This is a genomic window from Paracraurococcus ruber (genome assembly GCF_004353985.1).
Classification (GTDB): Bacteria; Pseudomonadota; Alphaproteobacteria; order Acetobacterales; family Acetobacteraceae; genus Paracraurococcus; species Paracraurococcus ruber.
In genome coordinates this window covers 18,934-35,266 of sequence record NZ_SMOA01000045.1, presented here as the reverse complement: position 1 = coordinate 35,266, position 16,333 = coordinate 18,934, and the positions used below count along the sequence as shown (strand labels likewise).

12 protein-coding genes are annotated in these 16,333 nt (G+C 74.5%); 8 read left to right on the top strand and 4 right to left on the bottom strand.

Annotated elements, in window-relative coordinates; translation table 11 throughout:
- The first annotated feature begins 147 nt into the window (after positions 1-147).
- The 5 genes from E2C05_RS11210 to E2C05_RS11190 all read left to right on the top strand — a co-directional run bounded on the left by E2C05_RS11210 (position 148) and on the right by E2C05_RS11190 (position 9,252).
- The gene (locus tag E2C05_RS11210) at positions 148-2,031 is read left to right on the top strand and encodes an autotransporter assembly complex protein TamA (RefSeq protein ID WP_240046707.1); all 1,884 of its coding nucleotides are present in this window, start codon (positions 148-150) and stop codon (positions 2,029-2,031) included.
- Between the two features lie 13 nt (positions 2,032-2,044).
- Positions 2,045-5,824, top strand: a complete 3,780-nt coding sequence (locus tag E2C05_RS11205) for a translocation/assembly module TamB domain-containing protein (protein ID WP_133219714.1) — start codon at positions 2,045-2,047, stop codon at positions 5,822-5,824.
- Positions 5,825-6,064: 240 nt separating this feature from the next.
- Positions 6,065-6,517: a MarR family winged helix-turn-helix transcriptional regulator gene (locus E2C05_RS11200; protein WP_133219713.1), complete on the top strand. Its 453-nt coding sequence runs from the start codon at positions 6,065-6,067 to the stop codon at positions 6,515-6,517.
- A 15-nt stretch (positions 6,518-6,532) separates the two neighbouring features.
- Positions 6,533-7,633, top strand: coding sequence for an HlyD family secretion protein (locus tag E2C05_RS11195; RefSeq protein WP_133219712.1), 1,101 nt, complete (start codon positions 6,533-6,535; stop codon positions 7,631-7,633).
- A gap of 77 nt (positions 7,634-7,710) precedes the next feature.
- Positions 7,711-9,252 (top strand): DHA2 family efflux MFS transporter permease subunit, encoded by a 1,542-nt coding sequence (locus tag E2C05_RS11190; protein ID WP_133219711.1) that lies wholly within the window; start codon positions 7,711-7,713, stop codon positions 9,250-9,252.
- A gap of 65 nt (positions 9,253-9,317) precedes the next feature.
- Here E2C05_RS11190 and pcaG read toward each other — a convergent pair whose 3' ends face one another.
- The 3 genes from pcaG to E2C05_RS11175 all read right to left on the bottom strand — a co-directional run bounded on the left by pcaG (position 9,318) and on the right by E2C05_RS11175 (position 11,653).
- The gene (gene pcaG, locus E2C05_RS11185) at positions 9,318-9,848 is read right to left on the bottom strand and encodes a protocatechuate 3,4-dioxygenase subunit alpha (RefSeq protein ID WP_133219710.1); all 531 of its coding nucleotides are present in this window, start codon (positions 9,846-9,848) and stop codon (positions 9,318-9,320) included.
- Positions 9,848-10,561: a protocatechuate 3,4-dioxygenase subunit beta gene (gene pcaH / locus E2C05_RS11180; RefSeq protein WP_133219709.1), complete on the bottom strand. Its 714-nt coding sequence runs from the start codon at positions 10,559-10,561 to the stop codon at positions 9,848-9,850. The genes pcaG and pcaH overlap by 1 nt, the downstream gene beginning before the upstream one ends.
- Positions 10,562-10,648: 87 nt before the next feature.
- Entirely contained in the window at positions 10,649-11,653 is a 1,005-nt protein-coding gene (locus E2C05_RS11175; protein WP_133219708.1) for a Bug family tripartite tricarboxylate transporter substrate binding protein, read from the bottom strand.
- A gap of 92 nt (positions 11,654-11,745) precedes the next feature.
- On the opposite strand from E2C05_RS11175, the gene E2C05_RS11170 reads away from it, so the two are divergent.
- Positions 11,746-12,603, top strand: a complete 858-nt coding sequence (locus E2C05_RS11170; RefSeq protein WP_133219707.1) for a shikimate dehydrogenase — start codon at positions 11,746-11,748, stop codon at positions 12,601-12,603.
- A 195-nt stretch (positions 12,604-12,798) separates the two neighbouring features.
- On the opposite strand, the gene E2C05_RS11165 is transcribed toward E2C05_RS11170, so the two are convergent.
- On the bottom strand, positions 12,799-13,443 hold the full coding sequence (locus E2C05_RS11165) for a TetR family transcriptional regulator (protein ID WP_133219706.1): 645 nt from the start codon (positions 13,441-13,443) through the stop codon (positions 12,799-12,801).
- 99 nt (positions 13,444-13,542) lie between these two features.
- Between E2C05_RS11165 and mdlC the strand changes: the two genes are divergently transcribed.
- Positions 13,543-15,141 carry a benzoylformate decarboxylase gene (gene mdlC, locus E2C05_RS11160; protein WP_133219705.1) on the top strand — a complete coding sequence of 533 codons (1,599 nt, stop codon included), beginning with the start codon at positions 13,543-13,545 and terminating at the stop codon, positions 15,139-15,141.
- A gap of 195 nt (positions 15,142-15,336) precedes the next feature.
- Entirely contained in the window at positions 15,337-16,299 is a 963-nt protein-coding gene (locus E2C05_RS11155; RefSeq protein WP_133219704.1) for a Bug family tripartite tricarboxylate transporter substrate binding protein, read from the top strand.
- The last annotated feature ends 34 nt before the right edge of the window (positions 16,300-16,333 follow it).

The following is a 16,333-nucleotide window of genomic DNA, read 5'->3' as shown; positions in this document are numbered from 1 at the left end:
CCGGCACCGGATGCGCCGCCGCCGCCGGATGGCCGGGCGCCTGGCTGGCGCGCCGGCATCGGCGCCCGGCTTGGGTTCTGGCGGCCACGCCGAAGCGCAACCGGCGTGCCGCGGGGAACCGGCCCGCGGGAAAATGCTTCCGCATCCGTGCCTGCCCGCCTCCGCCGCCTCCTGCTGCCCTTCCTCCTGCTCGCCAACCTGGCGGTGGCGCAGGAACCGGCGCCGGACCCCGAGACGCTCCCCTACCGGGTGGAGATCGCGCCGACCGGCGACGGGCGGCTGGATGCGGCGCTCCGGGCCGTGTCGCAGCTCGTCGCCCTGCAGGACCCGGCGCCCACCACGCCGGCGGGCGTCATCGCCCGGGCCGAGGGCGACCGGGAACGCCTGCAGCGCGCCCTGCAATCCGAAGGCTACTGGGCGGGCAGCAGCCGCATCGCCCTGGCCGGCACGCCCCTCGGCACCCCCGGCCTGCTGGAGCAGCTGGAACCCCTCGCCACCCGCCGCGGCGCGGAGCCGCTGGCCGTCAAGGTCGAGGTGGAGAAGGGCGACCCTTACCGGATCGCCGGCCTGACCCTGCGCGCCACGACCCCGGCGGGGCAGGCGGCGGTGGACCAGGCGGCGGCCCGTCCCTTCGGCCTGGCGCCGGGCGACCCCGCCCGGGCCGAGCCGGTGCTGGATGCCGAGCGGCAATTGCTCGACCGGCTGCTGGCGGCCGGCCACCCGCTGGCGGTGGTGGCCGACCGGACCACGACGGTGGACCATGACCGCCGGACGATGGATGTCGCCTGGAATTTCGCCCCCGGCCCGGTCGCCGCCTTCGCCGCGCCGGGGGTGGAGGGGATGACCCGGGTCGATCCCGGCTTCCTCCGCGCTCAGGCCGCCCGGATCGAGGGCGAGCGCTACAGCCCCGAGCGCCTGGAGCGCGCCCGGCGGGACCTCATGGCGCTGGGCGCCTTCGGGTCCGTCCGCGCCCGCGCCGCCGACCGGCTGGACGAGGCGGGCCGCCTGCCGGTGACCTTCGCCTTCAGCGAGCGCCCGCGCCGCGCCTTCGGCATCAACCCGGCCTATGAGACCAATTACGGCCCCAGCATCCGCATCTATTGGGAACACCGGAACCTGTTCGGCCGGGCGGAGCGGCTGCGGCTGGAGGCGGAGGTGGCGCGCCTCGGCACCAATGGCGGGCTCGACCAGTCCACCTACCGGATCGGCGGGACCTATCGCGACCCCTCGGTCTTCGGGCTCGGCCTGGGGCCGGAATGGTCCTTCGTCGGCAGCCTGTTCGGCCTGCGGGAGCGGCTGGAGGCCTATGACCGCGATGCCGTCACCGCCTCGGCCCTGCTGGAGCGGCGCTTCTCCGAACGGCTGACGCTGAATGCGGGGCCGGTGGTCGATTTCGGCAGCAGTGGCCCGCCGGGCGGCACCCTCACCCCCTACCAGATCGCCGGCGTCCAGTTCGGCGGCCGCTGGGACGGCACCGACAGCCTGCTGGACCCGGCGCGGGGCTGGCGGGCGAATGGCGCCCTCACCCCCTCCTGGTCCTTCCGCGAGAGCACGCCCTTCGCCCCGCTGCGCGCCACCGCCAGCACCTACTGGGACGTGCTGGGGAACCGGCGGACCATCCTGGCGGCGCGCGGCACCATCGGGTCCCTGCTGGGCGCCGACCTGCCCAACATCCCCCGCCACCAGCGCTTCTATGCCGGCGGCGGCGGCTCGGTCCGCGGCTACGACTACCAGTCGATCGGCCCGCGCGACGCGGTGAACCGGCCGTCCGGCGGCGCCAGCCTGGTGGAGGCGAGCCTGGAGCTGCGCCAGCGCATCTGGGGCGATATCGGCGGCGTCGCCTTCGTCGATGCCGGCGCGGTCGGCACCTCCTCGGCGCCCGACACCTCCAACCTGCGGGTCGGCGCCGGCGTCGGGCTGCGCTACTACACGGCGATCGGGCCGATCCGCGCGGATATCGGCGTGCCGCTGGTCCGGCAGCGGGACAACTCGCCCTTCGGCCTCTATGTCGGCATCGGGCAGTCCTTCTGATGGCGGCCCGCTGATGCGCCGGCTCGCCCTCGGCCTGCTGCTGCTGCTCGGCCTGTCGCTGCACGGCGCGGCGCAGGACAGCGACTACCAGCCGGGCTTCCTGGAACGGCAGCTGGAATCCCTGGTGCCCGGCCTGAAGGTGGAAGGGCTGCGCGGCACCTGGCGGGCGGCGCCGCAGGCGCGGCGGATCACCCTGTCCGACGCGCAGGGCGTCTGGCTGGCGCTGGAGGATGTGCGGCTCGACCTCGCACCCACCTCGCTCGTGCGCGGCATCCTGCGGCTGGAATTGCTGGAAGCCGCGCGGGCCCGGGTGGAACGCCTGCCCGTCGCCGACCCGAATGCCCCGGCCGCGCCGCAGGCCGCGCCCTCCGACCATGTGCTGCCCAGCCTGCCCAGCCTGCCGGTGGACGTGGCGCTGGACCGGCTGGCGGTGGACCGGCTGGAACTCGCCGAGGCGGTCGCCGGCCAGGCCGCCGCCTTCGCCGCGGAGGGCAAGGCGCGCCTCGCCTCCGGCCGGCTGGATGCCGCCCTGTCGCTGCGCCGCCTCGACCGCGCCGGCAACGTCGCCGTCAACCTGGCCCTGGCCCCAGCCGATGACCGGCTGGATGCGACGCTGGCGGTCGAGGAGGCCGCGGGCGGGCTGGCGCCCACCCTGCTCGGCCAGGCGGCGCGGCCGGTCTCGCTGAACCTGACCCTGGCCGGCCCGGCCGCCGGCGCCGCCCTGACCCTGCGCGCGGCCCTCGGCGACGGCATCGGCGCCACGGCCCAGGGCACGGTCCGCGCGCTGCCGGACGGCCGCTATGGCGCGCAACTGGCCGGGGAGGCGAGCGCGGCGCCCCTCCTGCCACCGGATCTCGCGCCCCTCGCCTTCCCCGCCCGCTTCGCCCTGGACCTCGACCAGCCCGCCGCGGCGCCGCTCGCGCTCCGCAGCCTGCGGCTGGAGGTGCCGGCCGGCACCGCCGAGGCCAGCGGCACGCTGGACGTCCCGACCGAGACGCCGGACCTGACCCTGCGCCTCTCCGTCGCCGAATCCGCCCGCTTCGCCGCCCTGCTGCCGCCCGGCATCGCCTGGACGCGGCTGGGGGCGGAGGCGCGGGTCACCGGCCGCCTCGCCACGCCCGCCGTCACGCTGCGGGCGCGGCCGGAAGGGCTGGCCACCGGCATCGCCCAGGCCGATGCGGTGCTGGGACCCACGCCGACCCTGGCGCTGGACGCCGCCCTGCCCGGCCCGCGCCTGGATGCGCGCATCGAGGGCGCCGAGGGCCTGCTGACCGCGAAGGGGACGCTGGCGGAGCCCATCGCCCTCGATGCCGGCCTCTCCCTGCCCCGCCTCGCCGTGCTGGGCGGCGGGTCGGAGGGGGCGCTTGCGGCGCGGGTGCAGGCCAGCGGCAAGCTCGCCGACCCCGACCTGGTGGTGACGGCGCAATCCGGCCGCATCGCCGCGGCCGGGCGGGTGCTGGAGGCGCTGTCGCTCGACGCCCGGATCGCCACGCCCGCCTCCGCCCCGCGCGGCACGGCGACCCTGGACGGGAAACTGGACGGGATGCCGCTGGCGCTGGCCTTCCGCGGCCAGCCCCAGGGCAGCGTGGTGCAGATCGAGCAGGGCGAGGCCCGGCTCGGTCCCGCCCGGCTGCAGGTGGTCGGGCGGCTGGACCCCGCCGGCCCGGTCTTCGATGGCACCGCGACGCTGGAGGCCGGCGACCTCGCGCCGCTCGGCCGGCTGGGCGGCGTGCAGGGGCTGGGCGGCCGCCTCGCCCTCGATGCCACCCTCCGGCCGAAGGACGGGCAGCAGGGCTTCGAGGTGAAGCTGGATGCGCCGCGGCTCGCCTATGCGGGCCAGGAGGGCAGCCTGCGCGCCACCGCCGCCGGCACCCCGGCCGCGCTGGACTGGACGGTGCAGGGCCGCGCCACCGATGGCGCCGTCACCGGCCGCGGCCGCTTCGCGCAGGAGAATGGCGCCCGCCGGGTCGAGCTGGCGGCGCTGGAGGCGCAGGCGATGGGCGAGTCGGTGCGCCTCGCCGCCCCCACCCGCGTCACGCTGGGGGCCGATGGCGGCATCGCCCTGGCCCCCACCGCGCTGGCCATCGCCCGCGGCGGCCGGATCGAGGCGCGCGGCAGCTGGGGGCCGGAGCGCGCCGACATCACCGCCGCCATCGCCGCCCTGCCCCTGGCGCTGGCCGAGCGCTTCGCCCCGGACATCAAGCCGCAGGGCGTCCTCAATGCCGACCTGCGGGCCACCGGCCCGGTGGCGAAGCCCGAGATCCGGGCGGTGCTGACCGGCACCGGCCTCGGTGCCGGGGCGGACTGGGCGCGCGGCCTGCCGCCCGCGACGCTGCGCGCGGAGGGCACGCTGGCCGGGGAGGCCGCACAGCTCCGTGCCGATCTCGACACCGGCCCGGCCGGCCGCCTGACCGCCACCGCCCGCCTGCCGCAGGGCTTCGGCCCGCGCGCCCCACTGGCCGGGACGTTGGACGGCAGCCTGAACCTGCAGCCCCTGGCCGCCCCCTTCCTCGCCGCCGGCGCCGACCGGGTGAATGGCCGCATCGCCGTGGCGCTGCGCGCCGACGGGACGGTCGGCGTCCCGCGCCTCGGCGGCCGCGCCACCCTGGCCGGTGGCGAATACCGCAACGCCGCCTATGGCGTGCGGGTCTTCGACCTGGGCGGCAGCATCATCGGCGACGGCACCCGGCTGGTGGTGGAACGCATCGCCGGCCGCACCGCCGGCAACGGCACCATCACGCTGCAGGGCAGCCTGGATGCCGGCGCGCCGGGCTTCCCGGCCGACCTGACGCTCACCGCCCGCGATGCGCGGCCGGTGGTCTCCGACCTCGTCACCGCCACCATCGGCAGCGACCTGCGGCTGCAGGGGCCGGTCACCGGCGGCGCCACCCTGTCCGGCGACATCCGCATCCAGCGGGCCGAGATCCGCGTGCCGACCACCCTGCCGGCCAGCGTTCCCACCCTGCCGGATGTGCGCCAGCGCGGCCGCCTGCCGCCGGGCGTCATCCCGCCGGCGCCGCCGAAGCCGCCGGCGCCGCCCGGCCCGCCGATCAACCTGGCCCTGACCATCAGCGCCCCGCAGCAGGTCTTCATCCGCGGCCGCGGCCTGGACGTGGAGCTCGGCGGGCGGGTGCGGGTCGGCGGCAGCACCAACGCGCCCTCCCCGGACGGGGCGCTGACGCTGCGGCGCGGCACGCTCGACCTGCTGGGCCGGCAGCTCACCTTCCGCCGCGGCACCATCGGCTTCGCGCCCGGCTCGCTCGACCCCGCCCTCGACCTCTCCGCCCAGTCCCAGGCCGGCAGTACGACGATCATCGTGAATGTCCAGGGCTCGCCCGCCGACCCGAAGGTCAGCTTCACCTCGACGCCCGAGCTGCCGCAGGACGAGGTGCTGGCGCGGCTGCTGTTCGACCGGCCGACCACCAACCTCTCGCCCTTCGAGCTGGCGCAGATCGCCGCCGCCATCGCCCAGCTCACCGGTGTCGGCGGCGGCGCGGCCGACCCGCTGGGCAAGGTGCGCGGGCTGCTGGGGCTGGACCGGCTGGGCGTCACCTCCGGCACCCAGGGCACCGGCGCCGCCGGCAGCACCGCCGGCGGGCAGCAGGGCCCGACGGTGGAGGCCGGGCGCTATGTCGCGCCGGGCGTCTTCCTCGGCGTGCGGCAGGGCACGCAGGGCGGCCAGACCGGCGTCGGCGTGCAGGTGGAGATCACGCCGCGCCTGAAGCTGGACGGCCAGACCGCCACCGGCCCGGCCGGCGACCGGCTCGGGCTGTCCTACGAGTTCGAGTACTGAGCCGACCCGGGGCAGGATCGGGGAGGAAGCGGCATGTCCCCCCAAACCCGCCTTTGCTTTCCGTGAGTTGCCTGCCGCCGCGCCGCGAATGCCGGACCCACAAACATAAGAGGTGGGGCCAGGGAGGATACCTCCTCCCTGGCCTTCTCTCGTTCAGCCTTGCTCGCACGGAGGTGACCATCTCCGCGCCGCGTTCGTGGTTGGGCTGACCATAACGCGGCTTATATTCACCCGGCTCACATGCCGGATACGCTCGAACCCAATCTCCTCATCCTGCTGCACGACGTCGCCCGCCTGATGCGGACGCTGGCCGACCGCCGCGCCCGCGCCCATGGGATGACCCGCGCGCAATGGATGATCCTGGTCCGCCTGCGCCGCTGCGGCGGCCTCACCCAGCGGGAACTGGCCGAGATCCTGGAGGTGGAGCCGATCACCGTCGGCCGGCTGGTGGACCGCCTGGCCGGCCGCGGTCTGGTGGAGCGCCGCGCCGACCCTTCCGACCGCCGCGTCTGGCGGCTGCACCTGACGCCCGGGGCCGACCCCGTCCTGGCCGAGATCGACGAGGTTCGCCGCGCCTTCGACGCCGAGGTCGCCGCCGGCCTGCCCCCCGCGCAGCGCCAGGCGGTGATCGAGGCGCTGCTGCTGATGAAGTCCAACCTGCTGGCCGCCGCCGAGACCGGCGAGGCCGCCTGAGGAAGACCAGACCCGATGCCCGAGGGTTCCATTCGCGCCGAGCGCGCCGCCGACGCCGCCACGGCCGCCGCCCAGGCCCCGCCCCGCCGCCGCTGGCTGCGCCCCGCCCTGATGCTGGGCGGCGTGCTGGCGGTGGGCCTCGGAGCCGGCGCCTTCTGGCTGCAGGGCGGCCGCTACGCCGGCACCGACGATGCCTATGTCCAGGCCGACAAGCTGCTGCTCTCGACCGATGTCTCCGGCATCGTCGAGCGCATCGCGGTGCGCGAAGGCCAGGTTGTGCGGGCCGGCGAGGTGCTGGTCACGCTCGACCCCGCGCCCTTCCGCTTCGCCGTGCAGCAGGCCGAGGCTTCGGTGCTGCAGACCCGGCTGAACCTGCAGGCCATGCAGGCCGACTACCGCCGCATCCAGCGCGACGCGGCGGCGCAGGAAGCCGCGGTGCAGCTCGCCCAGGCGACGAATGACCGCGCCGCGCAGATCGTCGGCTCCGGCGCCGTGACCCGGGCCGCCTACGACCAGGCGCGCTTCGGCTTGGCCCAGGCGCAGCAGCAGCTGGAATCGCTGAAGGTGCAGGCGCAGGTGCAGCTGGCGAAACTGGGCGGCCAGGCCGATGCGCCGGTCGAGCAGCACCCGGACTACCTGGCGGCCGAGGCCAGGCTGGGCGAGGCCCGCCGCCAGCTCGACCACACCAGCATCCGCGCGCCCTTCGCCGGCGTGGTGACGCAGGTCTCCTCGCTGCAGCCGGGCCAGTATCTCGGCGCCGCCTCGCCCGCCTTCGCGCTCGTCTCCTCCGACCGCATCTGGGTGGATGCGCTGCCGAAGGAGACCGACCTGACGCATGTGAAGCCGGGCGACGCCGCCACCGTCACGGTGGACACCTATCCCGGCACCACCTGGCGCGGCACGGTGGAGAGCATCAGCCCCGCCTCCGGCTCCACCTTCAGCGTGCTGCCGGCGCAGAATGCCAGCGGCAACTGGGTGAAGGTGGTGCAGCGCATCCCGGTCCGCATCCGCGTCGAGCAGCCGCAGGATGCGCCGCGGCTGCGCGCGGGGATGAGCGCCGTGGTGTCCATCGACACCGGGCATGAGCGGCACCTGAGCGACCTGGTCGGCGGCTGATGACGGCGCGCATGGCCGCCGCCGCGGCCATGCATCCCCCGCCCCTGCCAGGCGGGACCTGATTGGATCATCGTGACATGTCCGGGACTTCGCAGCCGGGCGCGGTGCCGCACCGCGCCCTGATCACCGTCTGCGCCATGGTGGCGACCTTGATGCAGGCGCTGGACGGCACCATCGCCAATGTCGCCCTGCCCTATATGCAGGGCGGCCTCGCCGCCACCTCCGACCAGATCACCTGGGTGCTGACCAGCTACATCACCGCCGCCGCCATCCTGACCGCACCGGTGGGCTTCCTGGTCGGCCGCTTCGGCCGGCGCAGCGTCTTCCTGCTCTCGGTCGGCGGCTTCACCGCAGCCAGCGTGCTGTGCGGCGCGGCGCAGAGCCTGGAGCAGATGGTGGTGTTCCGCCTGTTGCAGGGCGCCTTCGGGGCGGCGCTGGTGCCGCTGAGCCAGTCCACCATGCTGGACATCTACCCGCCGGAGCAGCGCGGCCAGGCCATGGCGATCTGGGGCATGGGCGTGATGGTGGGCCCCATCCTCGGCCCGACGCTCGGCGGCTACCTGACCGAGAACCTGAACTGGCGCTGGGTCTTCTACGTCAACCTGCCCTTCGGGGTGCTCGCCTTCATCGGCCTGCTGCTGTTCCTGCCGAAGGGCGGCGCGGAGCGGGGGCGGCGCTTCGACTGGACCGGCTTCGGCGTGCTGGCGCTGGGGGTCGGCGCGCTGCAGATCATGCTGGACCGCGGCGAATTGCTGAACTGGTTCGGCTCCACCGAGATCCTGGTCGAGGCGACGCTGGCGGCGCTTGGGCTGTACCTCTTCCTCGTCCACATGGCGCTGTTCCCGAAGCCCTTCATCCCACCGCGCATCTTCCGCGACCGCAATTTCGTCGCCGGCCTCGGCATCATGTTCGTGGTCGGCGTCATCCTCTTCGCCACCTCGGCCCTGCTGGCGCCCTATCTGCAGACGCTGGCGGACTACCCGGTCTTCACCGCCGGCCTCGCCATGGCGCCGCGCGGCATCGGCACCATGGCGGCGATGTTCGTCGCCGGGCGCCTCGCCGCGAAGCTGGACCCGCGCAAGATCATGGCCTTCGGCATCCTGATCCTGGCCTGGACGCTGTGGGACATGACCTACTGGACGCCGGACGTAGCGATGCACTGGCTGATGGGCGTGACCGTCATCCAGGGCATGGGCCTGGGCTTCGTCTTCATCCCGCTGAACCTGGTCGCCTTCGCCACGCTGGACCCGGCGCTGCGGACCGACGGCACGTCGCTGATCAGCCTGCTGCGCAACCTGGGCTCGGCCATCGGCATCTCGGCGCTGGCGGCGCTGCTGACGCGCAACACCCAGATCATGCACGCCAACCTGGCGGAGCATGTCACGCCGCTGAACAGGATGTTCGATCTCCCGAACATCCACCGCTTCTGGGACCCGTCCACCGCCCAGGGCGCGGCGGCGCTGAACGCCGAGGTGACGCGGCAGTCCAGCATCATCGCCTACGGCAACGACTTCCACCTGCTGATGCTGCTGGCGCTGGGCATGCTGCTGCTGCTGCCGCTGATGCGAAGGCCACCCCGGGCGGTCGCCGCCGATCCGGCGCATGCGGCGATGGATTGAGGAGGGCGCTCCCCTCCTCAAACTCCACCCGCCAAGGGCCGAAAGGCCCTTGGAACCCCCCGGGTTCAGACCTCGAGGAAGACGGTCTCGCCTTCGCCTTGCAGGCGGATGTCCAGTGTCCAGGTGCCGGGCCCGGCGGGCTGCGCGACCAAGGTCGCACGCTCCGCCGGGTCCTCGATCGAGGCCAGCAGCGGGTCGGTCTCGTTCAGCGCCTCGCCGGCGAAGTACAGCCGGGTGCGCAGCGCCGTCATCAGCCCGCGCGCCAGCAGCACGATGGACAGGTGCGGCGCCTGGGTCTGGTTGCCAAGGCCGGGCACCGGCTCCGGCCTCAGGGTCACGAAGCGGAACCGCCCCTCGCCATCCGTGGCGCAGCGGCCATAGCCGGGGAAGCGGTCATCGGGCGGCGGGCTGGCCTGCCAGATCTCCACCGCCGCATCCGACACCGGCGCGCCCGCGCCATCGGTGATGCGGCCGGTCACGGTGATCCGCTCGCCCATCTCCTCCCCTGGGCCGAAGCGGGTCAGGTCGGCCATCTCCGCATGCTCGATCAGGTGCCAGTAGGGCCCGATGGTCTGGCTGGCGGTCGCGACCGGCATCAGTGGTGCCCCCCATCCTCAAAGGGCGTCGCGCCGCGGCCGCGCAGCACGATGTCGAAGCGGTAGCCCAGCGCCCATTCCGGCTCGGTCAGGTCGAGGTCGAAGCGCGACACCAGCCGGTCCCGCGCCCCGGCATCGGCGACGCCGTGGTAGATCGGGTCCAGCGCCAGCAGCGGGTCGCCCGGGAAATACATCTGGGTGATCAGCCGCTGCGCGAAGCCGCTGCCGAACAGCGAGAAATGGATGTGCACCGGCCGCCAGGCATTGTGGTGGTTGCGCCAGGGATAGGCGCCGGGCTTGATCGAGACGAAGCGGTAGTGGCCGTCCGCATCGGTGAAGACCCGCCCCTCCCCGGGGAAATTCGGGTCGGCCGGCGCGTCATGCGTGTCCCGCGGATGCGCATAGCGCCCGGCGGCATTGGCCTGCCACACCTCGATCATGGTGTTGGGCACCGGCCGCCCATCCTCGTCGGTCACCCGGCCGCCGACGATGATCCGCTCGCCGAGCGGCGCGCCCGCGGCCTGCTTCGTCAGGTCGCCGATCGCGGGGAACAGCGCCGGGGCGAAATGCGGCCCCGTCGTCTCGCTGACCGTCTGCGGCAGCCGGCGCAGGGCCCGCTTCGGATGGCGCAGATGCGTGCTGCCGTAGGCGGCATGGTCAAGCGGCGGCTGGGTGCCGGCCACGAAGGGCCGGAAGGGCACGGGGTCCGACATGCCTCGTCTCCTGCAGGGCGGGGCAGGCGCGCGGCCCGCCCCCGATATCCGAGCTTAGCGCCGCGCAAGCGGCGCGGCGATGTCCGGCTATTCCAGCGTGATCCCGCGGGACTTGATCACCTCGCCCCACTTCGCGCTCTCGGCCTTGATCTGCTGCGGCCAGGCCTCCGGCGTGCCGGGATCGGGGAAGATGGAGCCGTTGCGCAGCTTCTCCACCACCTCGGGCGACTGCAGCGCCGCCATCTTCGCCCGATGAAGCTGCTGCACGATCGGGTCCGGCAGCCCGGCCGGCGCCAGCAGCGCGAAGTCGGAGGAGCACTCGTAGCCGGGGAAGCCGCTCTCGGCGATGGTCGGGATCTCCGGTGCCAGCGGGTTGCGCTGCGCCGAGGACACGCCGATCGCCGTCACCTGCTTCGCCGCGATCAGCGGCAGCGCCGTGACCGCGTCGACGAAGGCCATCTGCACCTCGCCCGCGATCAGCGCCTGCACCGCCGGCGCGCCGCCCCGGTAGGTGACGTTCTGCACCTCGATATCGGCCGAGCGGAGGAACAGCTCGGTCGCCAGGTGGGCCGAGGAGCCGGCGCCCGAGGAGGCGTAGGAGAGCTTGCCCGCATCCTTCTTCGCCAGCGCGACGAAGCCCCTGATGTCGCCGACGCCGAGCCGGTTGTTGACGCAGAGGAAGATCGGCGTGGTCGCCACCCGGCCGATGCCGGTGAACCCGGCCTCGTCGTCATAGCCGCGCTGCGGGAAGAGGTGCCGCGCCATGGCATAGGTGGAGTTGACGCCGAGCAGCAGCGTGTAGCCGTCCGGCCGCGCCCGGGCGACCGAGGCATGGCCGATGGTGCCGCTGGCGCCCGGCCGGTTGTCCACCACCACATTGCCGGGCAGCGTCGCCGACATGCCCTGCGCCAGGACGCGGGCGACGAAATCGGTCGACCCGCCGGGCGCCCAGGAGACGACCAGCGTGACCGGCCGGCTGCCTGGATAGCCGGCGCCGGCACCCTGGGCCCTGGCCAGGCCGGCGGGCAGGGCCAGGCCGGCGGCCGCGACGAGGCCGAATTGGCGGCGGGTGATGCTGCGGGGCTGCGGCATGGACGTTCCTCTCTCCGTGTTGCCGATCTGCGTTGACGTGTACGTACCGGATAGTACATTAGCCCCGCAAGAGGAAAAATCGGAGCCGCGCCATGACGACCCCAGCCCGCGACCCCCTGCTTCTCGGGCTCATCGGCACCGGCATCCGCCAGTCCCGCTCCCCCGCCCTGCACATGGCGGAAGCCGCGGCGCAGGGCGTCACCTGCGTCTACCGCACCATCGACCTCACGGCGCTGGCCCTGGGCGTGGAGGCGCTGCCGGACCTGCTGACCGCCGCCGAGCGCATGGGCTTCGACGGGCTGAACATCACCCATCCCTGCAAGCAGGCCGTGCTGCCGCTGCTGCACGACCTCTCGCCCGAGGCGGCGGCGCTGGGCGCGGTGAACACGGTGGTGCTGCGCGGCGGCCGCCGCACCGGCCACAACACCGACTGCACCGGCTTCGCCGAGGGCTTCCGCCGGCAACTGCCCGATGTGCCCCTGCGCCGCGCCGTGCAGCTGGGCGCCGGTGGCGCCGGGACCGCGGTGGCGGAAGCGGCGATGCAGCTTGGCATCGGCCATCTCACGCTGCTCGACCGGGATCCGGCGCGCGCCGAAGCGGTCGCCACCGCGCTCTGTGCCCGGCATGGCGCGGGCCGCGCCGGCGCCGGCCGCGACCTGGCCGCCGCCATGGCGGAGGCCGATGGGCTGATCCATGCCACCCCGACCGGCATGGCGGCGCATCCCGGCCTGCCGCTCGACGCCACGCTGCTGCAGCCGCGCCACTGGGTGAGCGAGGTGGTCTATGTCCCGCTCGAGACCGAGTTGCTGCGTGCCGCCCGCGCCCGCGGCTGCCGCACCGCGCATGGCGGGATGATGGCGGTGTTCCAGGCGGTGCATGCCTTCCGGCTGTTCTCGGGCCTCGAGCCTAACGCCGACCGCATGCTCGCGCATTTCGCCGGCATGGGGTGAGGCCCGGCCAGCGGCGGGGCGGAACCGCGGCACGCGGCCCGCCGCGCCGCATGGGGGGCAGAGGATCGCGCCCGGCCAACCGCCCGGACGCCTGGCGAGGGATTGCGACGGGGCGCCGCGGCCGGAGGCGCGGCGCATCGGGTCAGCGGCTGGCGGAATGTCCGGCGGCCGCGCCGCACCCCGCGCCGCGCATCGTCACGGCCGCAGCCAGGCCAGCACCGCCTCGACGATCATGCGGCGATGCGCCGCCACATGCGCCGGCGCCTGCAGGTCCCGCCCGAAGATCGCCTGCAGCGTGTGGCGGTTGGAGACGCGGTAGAAGCAGAAGCCGCTGATCAGCATGTGCAGGTCCAGCGCATCCACCCGCGGCCGGAACGCGCCCGCCCTCTCCCCGCGGTCCAGCAGCGTGCGCAGCGTGCGGATCACCGCGTCGTTGCGATCGGCGATGCCGGCCGAGACCTGCAGGTGCCGCGCCTGGTGGATGTTCTCCACCGCCACCAGCCGGACGAATTCGGGATGCGCCGCGTGGTAGTCGAAGGTCACCTCCACCAGCCGGGTCAGCGCCGCCACCGGCGCCAGGCTGTCGAGGTCGAGCGCCTGCTCGGCATCGCGGATGCCGCCATACATCTCCTCCAGCACGGCGGCGTACAGCCCCTCCTTGCTGCCGAAGTAGTAGTAGATCATCCGCTTGGTGGTGGCGGTGCGGGCCGCGATCTCGTCCACCCGCGCGCCGGACAGCCCCTTGTCGGCGAACTCCGCCAGCGCCGCGTCCAGGATGGCGCGGCGGGTCTGGTCGGGGGCGCGCGCGCGGCTGCGCGGCGGCGGCAGGGTGTCGGGCATGCCACAATGTACCCACCGGTCCGTCCATAAGCCAGGGCAAGCTTGCATCCGGCCGCCGATCCGGCGAACACCGGCAGGAGACCGGGAGGACGGCGCGCCATGGCGGAGACGATGACGGTGCGGCAGGCCACCATGGCCCTGCTGCGCGAGCACGGCATGACCACCGTCTTCGGCAATCCCGGCTCCACCGAGCTCGGCTTCCTCGACCGCTGGCCCAACGACATCCGCTACGTGCTCGGCCTGCAGGAGGCCAGCGTGGTCGCCATGGCCGACGGCTTCGCCCGCGCCACCGGCCGCCCCGCGCTGTGCAACCTGCATTCGGCGGCCGGCGTCGGGCATGCGCTGGGCAATGTCTTCACCGCCTTCCGCAACCAGGCGCCGGTCGTCATCACCGCCGGCCAGCAGGCGCGCGGCCTGCTGCCGGGCAACCCCTTCCTTGGCGCGACCGAGGCCGCGAGCTTCCCCAAGCCCTACGTCAAATGGTCCTGCGAGCCGGCGCGGGCGGAGGACGTGCCCGCCGCCCTCGCCCATGCCGTCCACCTGGCGGCGCAGCGGCCGCAGGGCCCGACCTTCGTCTCCATCCCCAGCGACGACTGGCAGGCGCCGACCCGCCCCCTGCCCCCGCGCCGGGTCAGCCAGGATGTCGCGCCCGACCCGGCCCTGCTGGCGGACTGCGCGCAGGCGCTGGCCGCTGCGCGCAACCCCGTCCTGGTCATCGGCCCGGAGGTGGATGCCGAGGGTGCGGGCGACGCCGCCGTCGCCCTGGCCGAAAAGCTCTGCGCCCCGGTCTGGGCCAGCCCCTTCAGCGCCCGCCTCTCCTTCCCCGAGGATCATGCGCTCTTCGCCGGCCATCTCGCCGCCGCGCCGCCCGCCGTCTCGAACGCCCTGGCGGCGCATGACCTGGTGCTGGTGCTCGGCGCGCCGGTCTTCACCTTCCACGTCGCCGGCGACTGCGCGCTGTTCCGCGACGGCACGCCGATCTGGCAGGTGACGCCGGATGCCGAGGCGCTGGCGGCCGCCGGGGCCGGCACCGGCATCCAGGCCAGCCTCCGCCTCGCCCTGCCGGCGCTGGCGGCGTTGCTGCCGCCCACCGACCGCGCCCCGGCGCCGCCCCGCGCCCGCCCCGCACCGCCGCCCGCCGCCCGGCCGATCGCCGCGGAATACCTGTTCCACGCCCTGTCGCGCCTGCTGCCGGAGGATGCGGTGGTGGTGGAGGAAGCGCCCAGCCACCGCCCCGCGCTGCAGCGGCACCTGCCGATCCGGCGCTGGGGCGGGTTCTACACCATGGCGAGCGGCGGCCTGGGCTACTCGCTTCCCGCCGCGGTCGGCGTCTCCCTCGCGCATCCGGGGCGCCGCGTCTGCGCCATCATCGGCGACGGGTCGATGATGTATTCCATCCAGGCGCTGTGGACCGCCGCGCAGCATGCGCTGCCGCTGACCACCATCGTCGTGAACAACGGCGGCTATGGCGCCATGCGCAGCTTCAGCCGCGTGCTGGGGACCGAAGGCGTGCCGGGCATCGACCTGCCCGGGATCGACTTCGTCGCGCTGGCCCGGGGCATGGGCTGCGCCGGGCTGCGGGTGGAGGACCCGGCACATCTGCCGGACGCGCTTGCGGCCGCGCTGCGGCATGCGGCGCCGATGGTGCTCGACGTCGCGGTGGATGCCGCCATCCCCACGCTCTACCACAAGGGCTAGAGCCGATCGCGGCGCGGCGTGACACCGGCCTGCCGTCGGGCGGCCCGTGCCGCGCGGCACTCGGTCATGACCCGCCGGCGGCGCCAGCCCTCGGCCCATGGGGCCATGCAACACGGCCCGGTGTCGCGCGGCGATGGGCGTTGCCAGGGGCGGCGGCCATCGGCGGCGGGATCCGGGCCCAGGGAGGAAACAGCCATGCCCTTCACCCTCGCCCGGCGCGTGCTGCTCGGCGCCCCCGCCCTGCCCCTGGCCGCCCGGGCGCAGACCGCGGCGCCGATCCGCTTCGTCGTCCCCTTCCCGCCCGGCGGCCTTGCGGACCTGCTGGCGCGCCCGCTCTCGGCCTGGCTGCCGCAGCGCCTCGGTCAGCCGGTGATCGTGGAGAACCGCCCCGGCGCCGGCGGCAACATCGGCGCCGACCTGGTGGCGAAGGCGGCGCCGGACGGGCTCACCTGGATGATCGGGTCCATCGGCACGCTGGCGGTGAACCAGTTCCTCTATGCCCGCATGCCCTATGAGACGCGGACCGCCTTCGCCCCCTGCGTGCTGCTGGTGAACACGCCGAAGGTCATTGCGGTCGGCAAGGACAGGCCCTGGCACAGCCTGGCGGCGCTGATCGCGGCGGCGAAGGCGCGGCCCGGCGCGCTGACCGCCGGCTCGGCCGGCAACGGCACCAGCCTGCACATCGCGCTGGAGCTGTTCAAGCGGCAGACCGGCACGGACATCACGCATGTTCCCTATCGCGGCGCCGCGGCGGCGGTGACCGACCTGGTGGGCGGCCGGATCGACCTGATCATCGACAACCTGCCGAACATCCTGCCGCAGCTGCGGGAGGGCGGCGCCCGCCCGCTGGCGGTCGCCACACCCGCGCGCCTGCCGCAGCTGCCCGAGGTGCCCACCACCGCCGAGGCCGGGCTGCCTAGCTTCCTCTTCGGCACCTGGTTCGGCCTGGCGGCGCCGGCCGGCACGCCCGCCCCCGTCGTCGCGCGCATGGCGGAAGCGGTGACCGCCGCGCTGCAGGAACCGGAGATCGGCGGCCGGCTGCGGGAGCAGGGCGCGGTGCCGGGCGGCGGCACGCCGGCGCAGTTCGCCGCCTTCATCGCGCAGGAAGCGGCGAGGCTGGAGCCGGTGATCCGGGAGGCCGGGATCAGGGCGGAGTAGCGAGAGGGCCTCGGGCGCAGCGCATCCGGGGCCC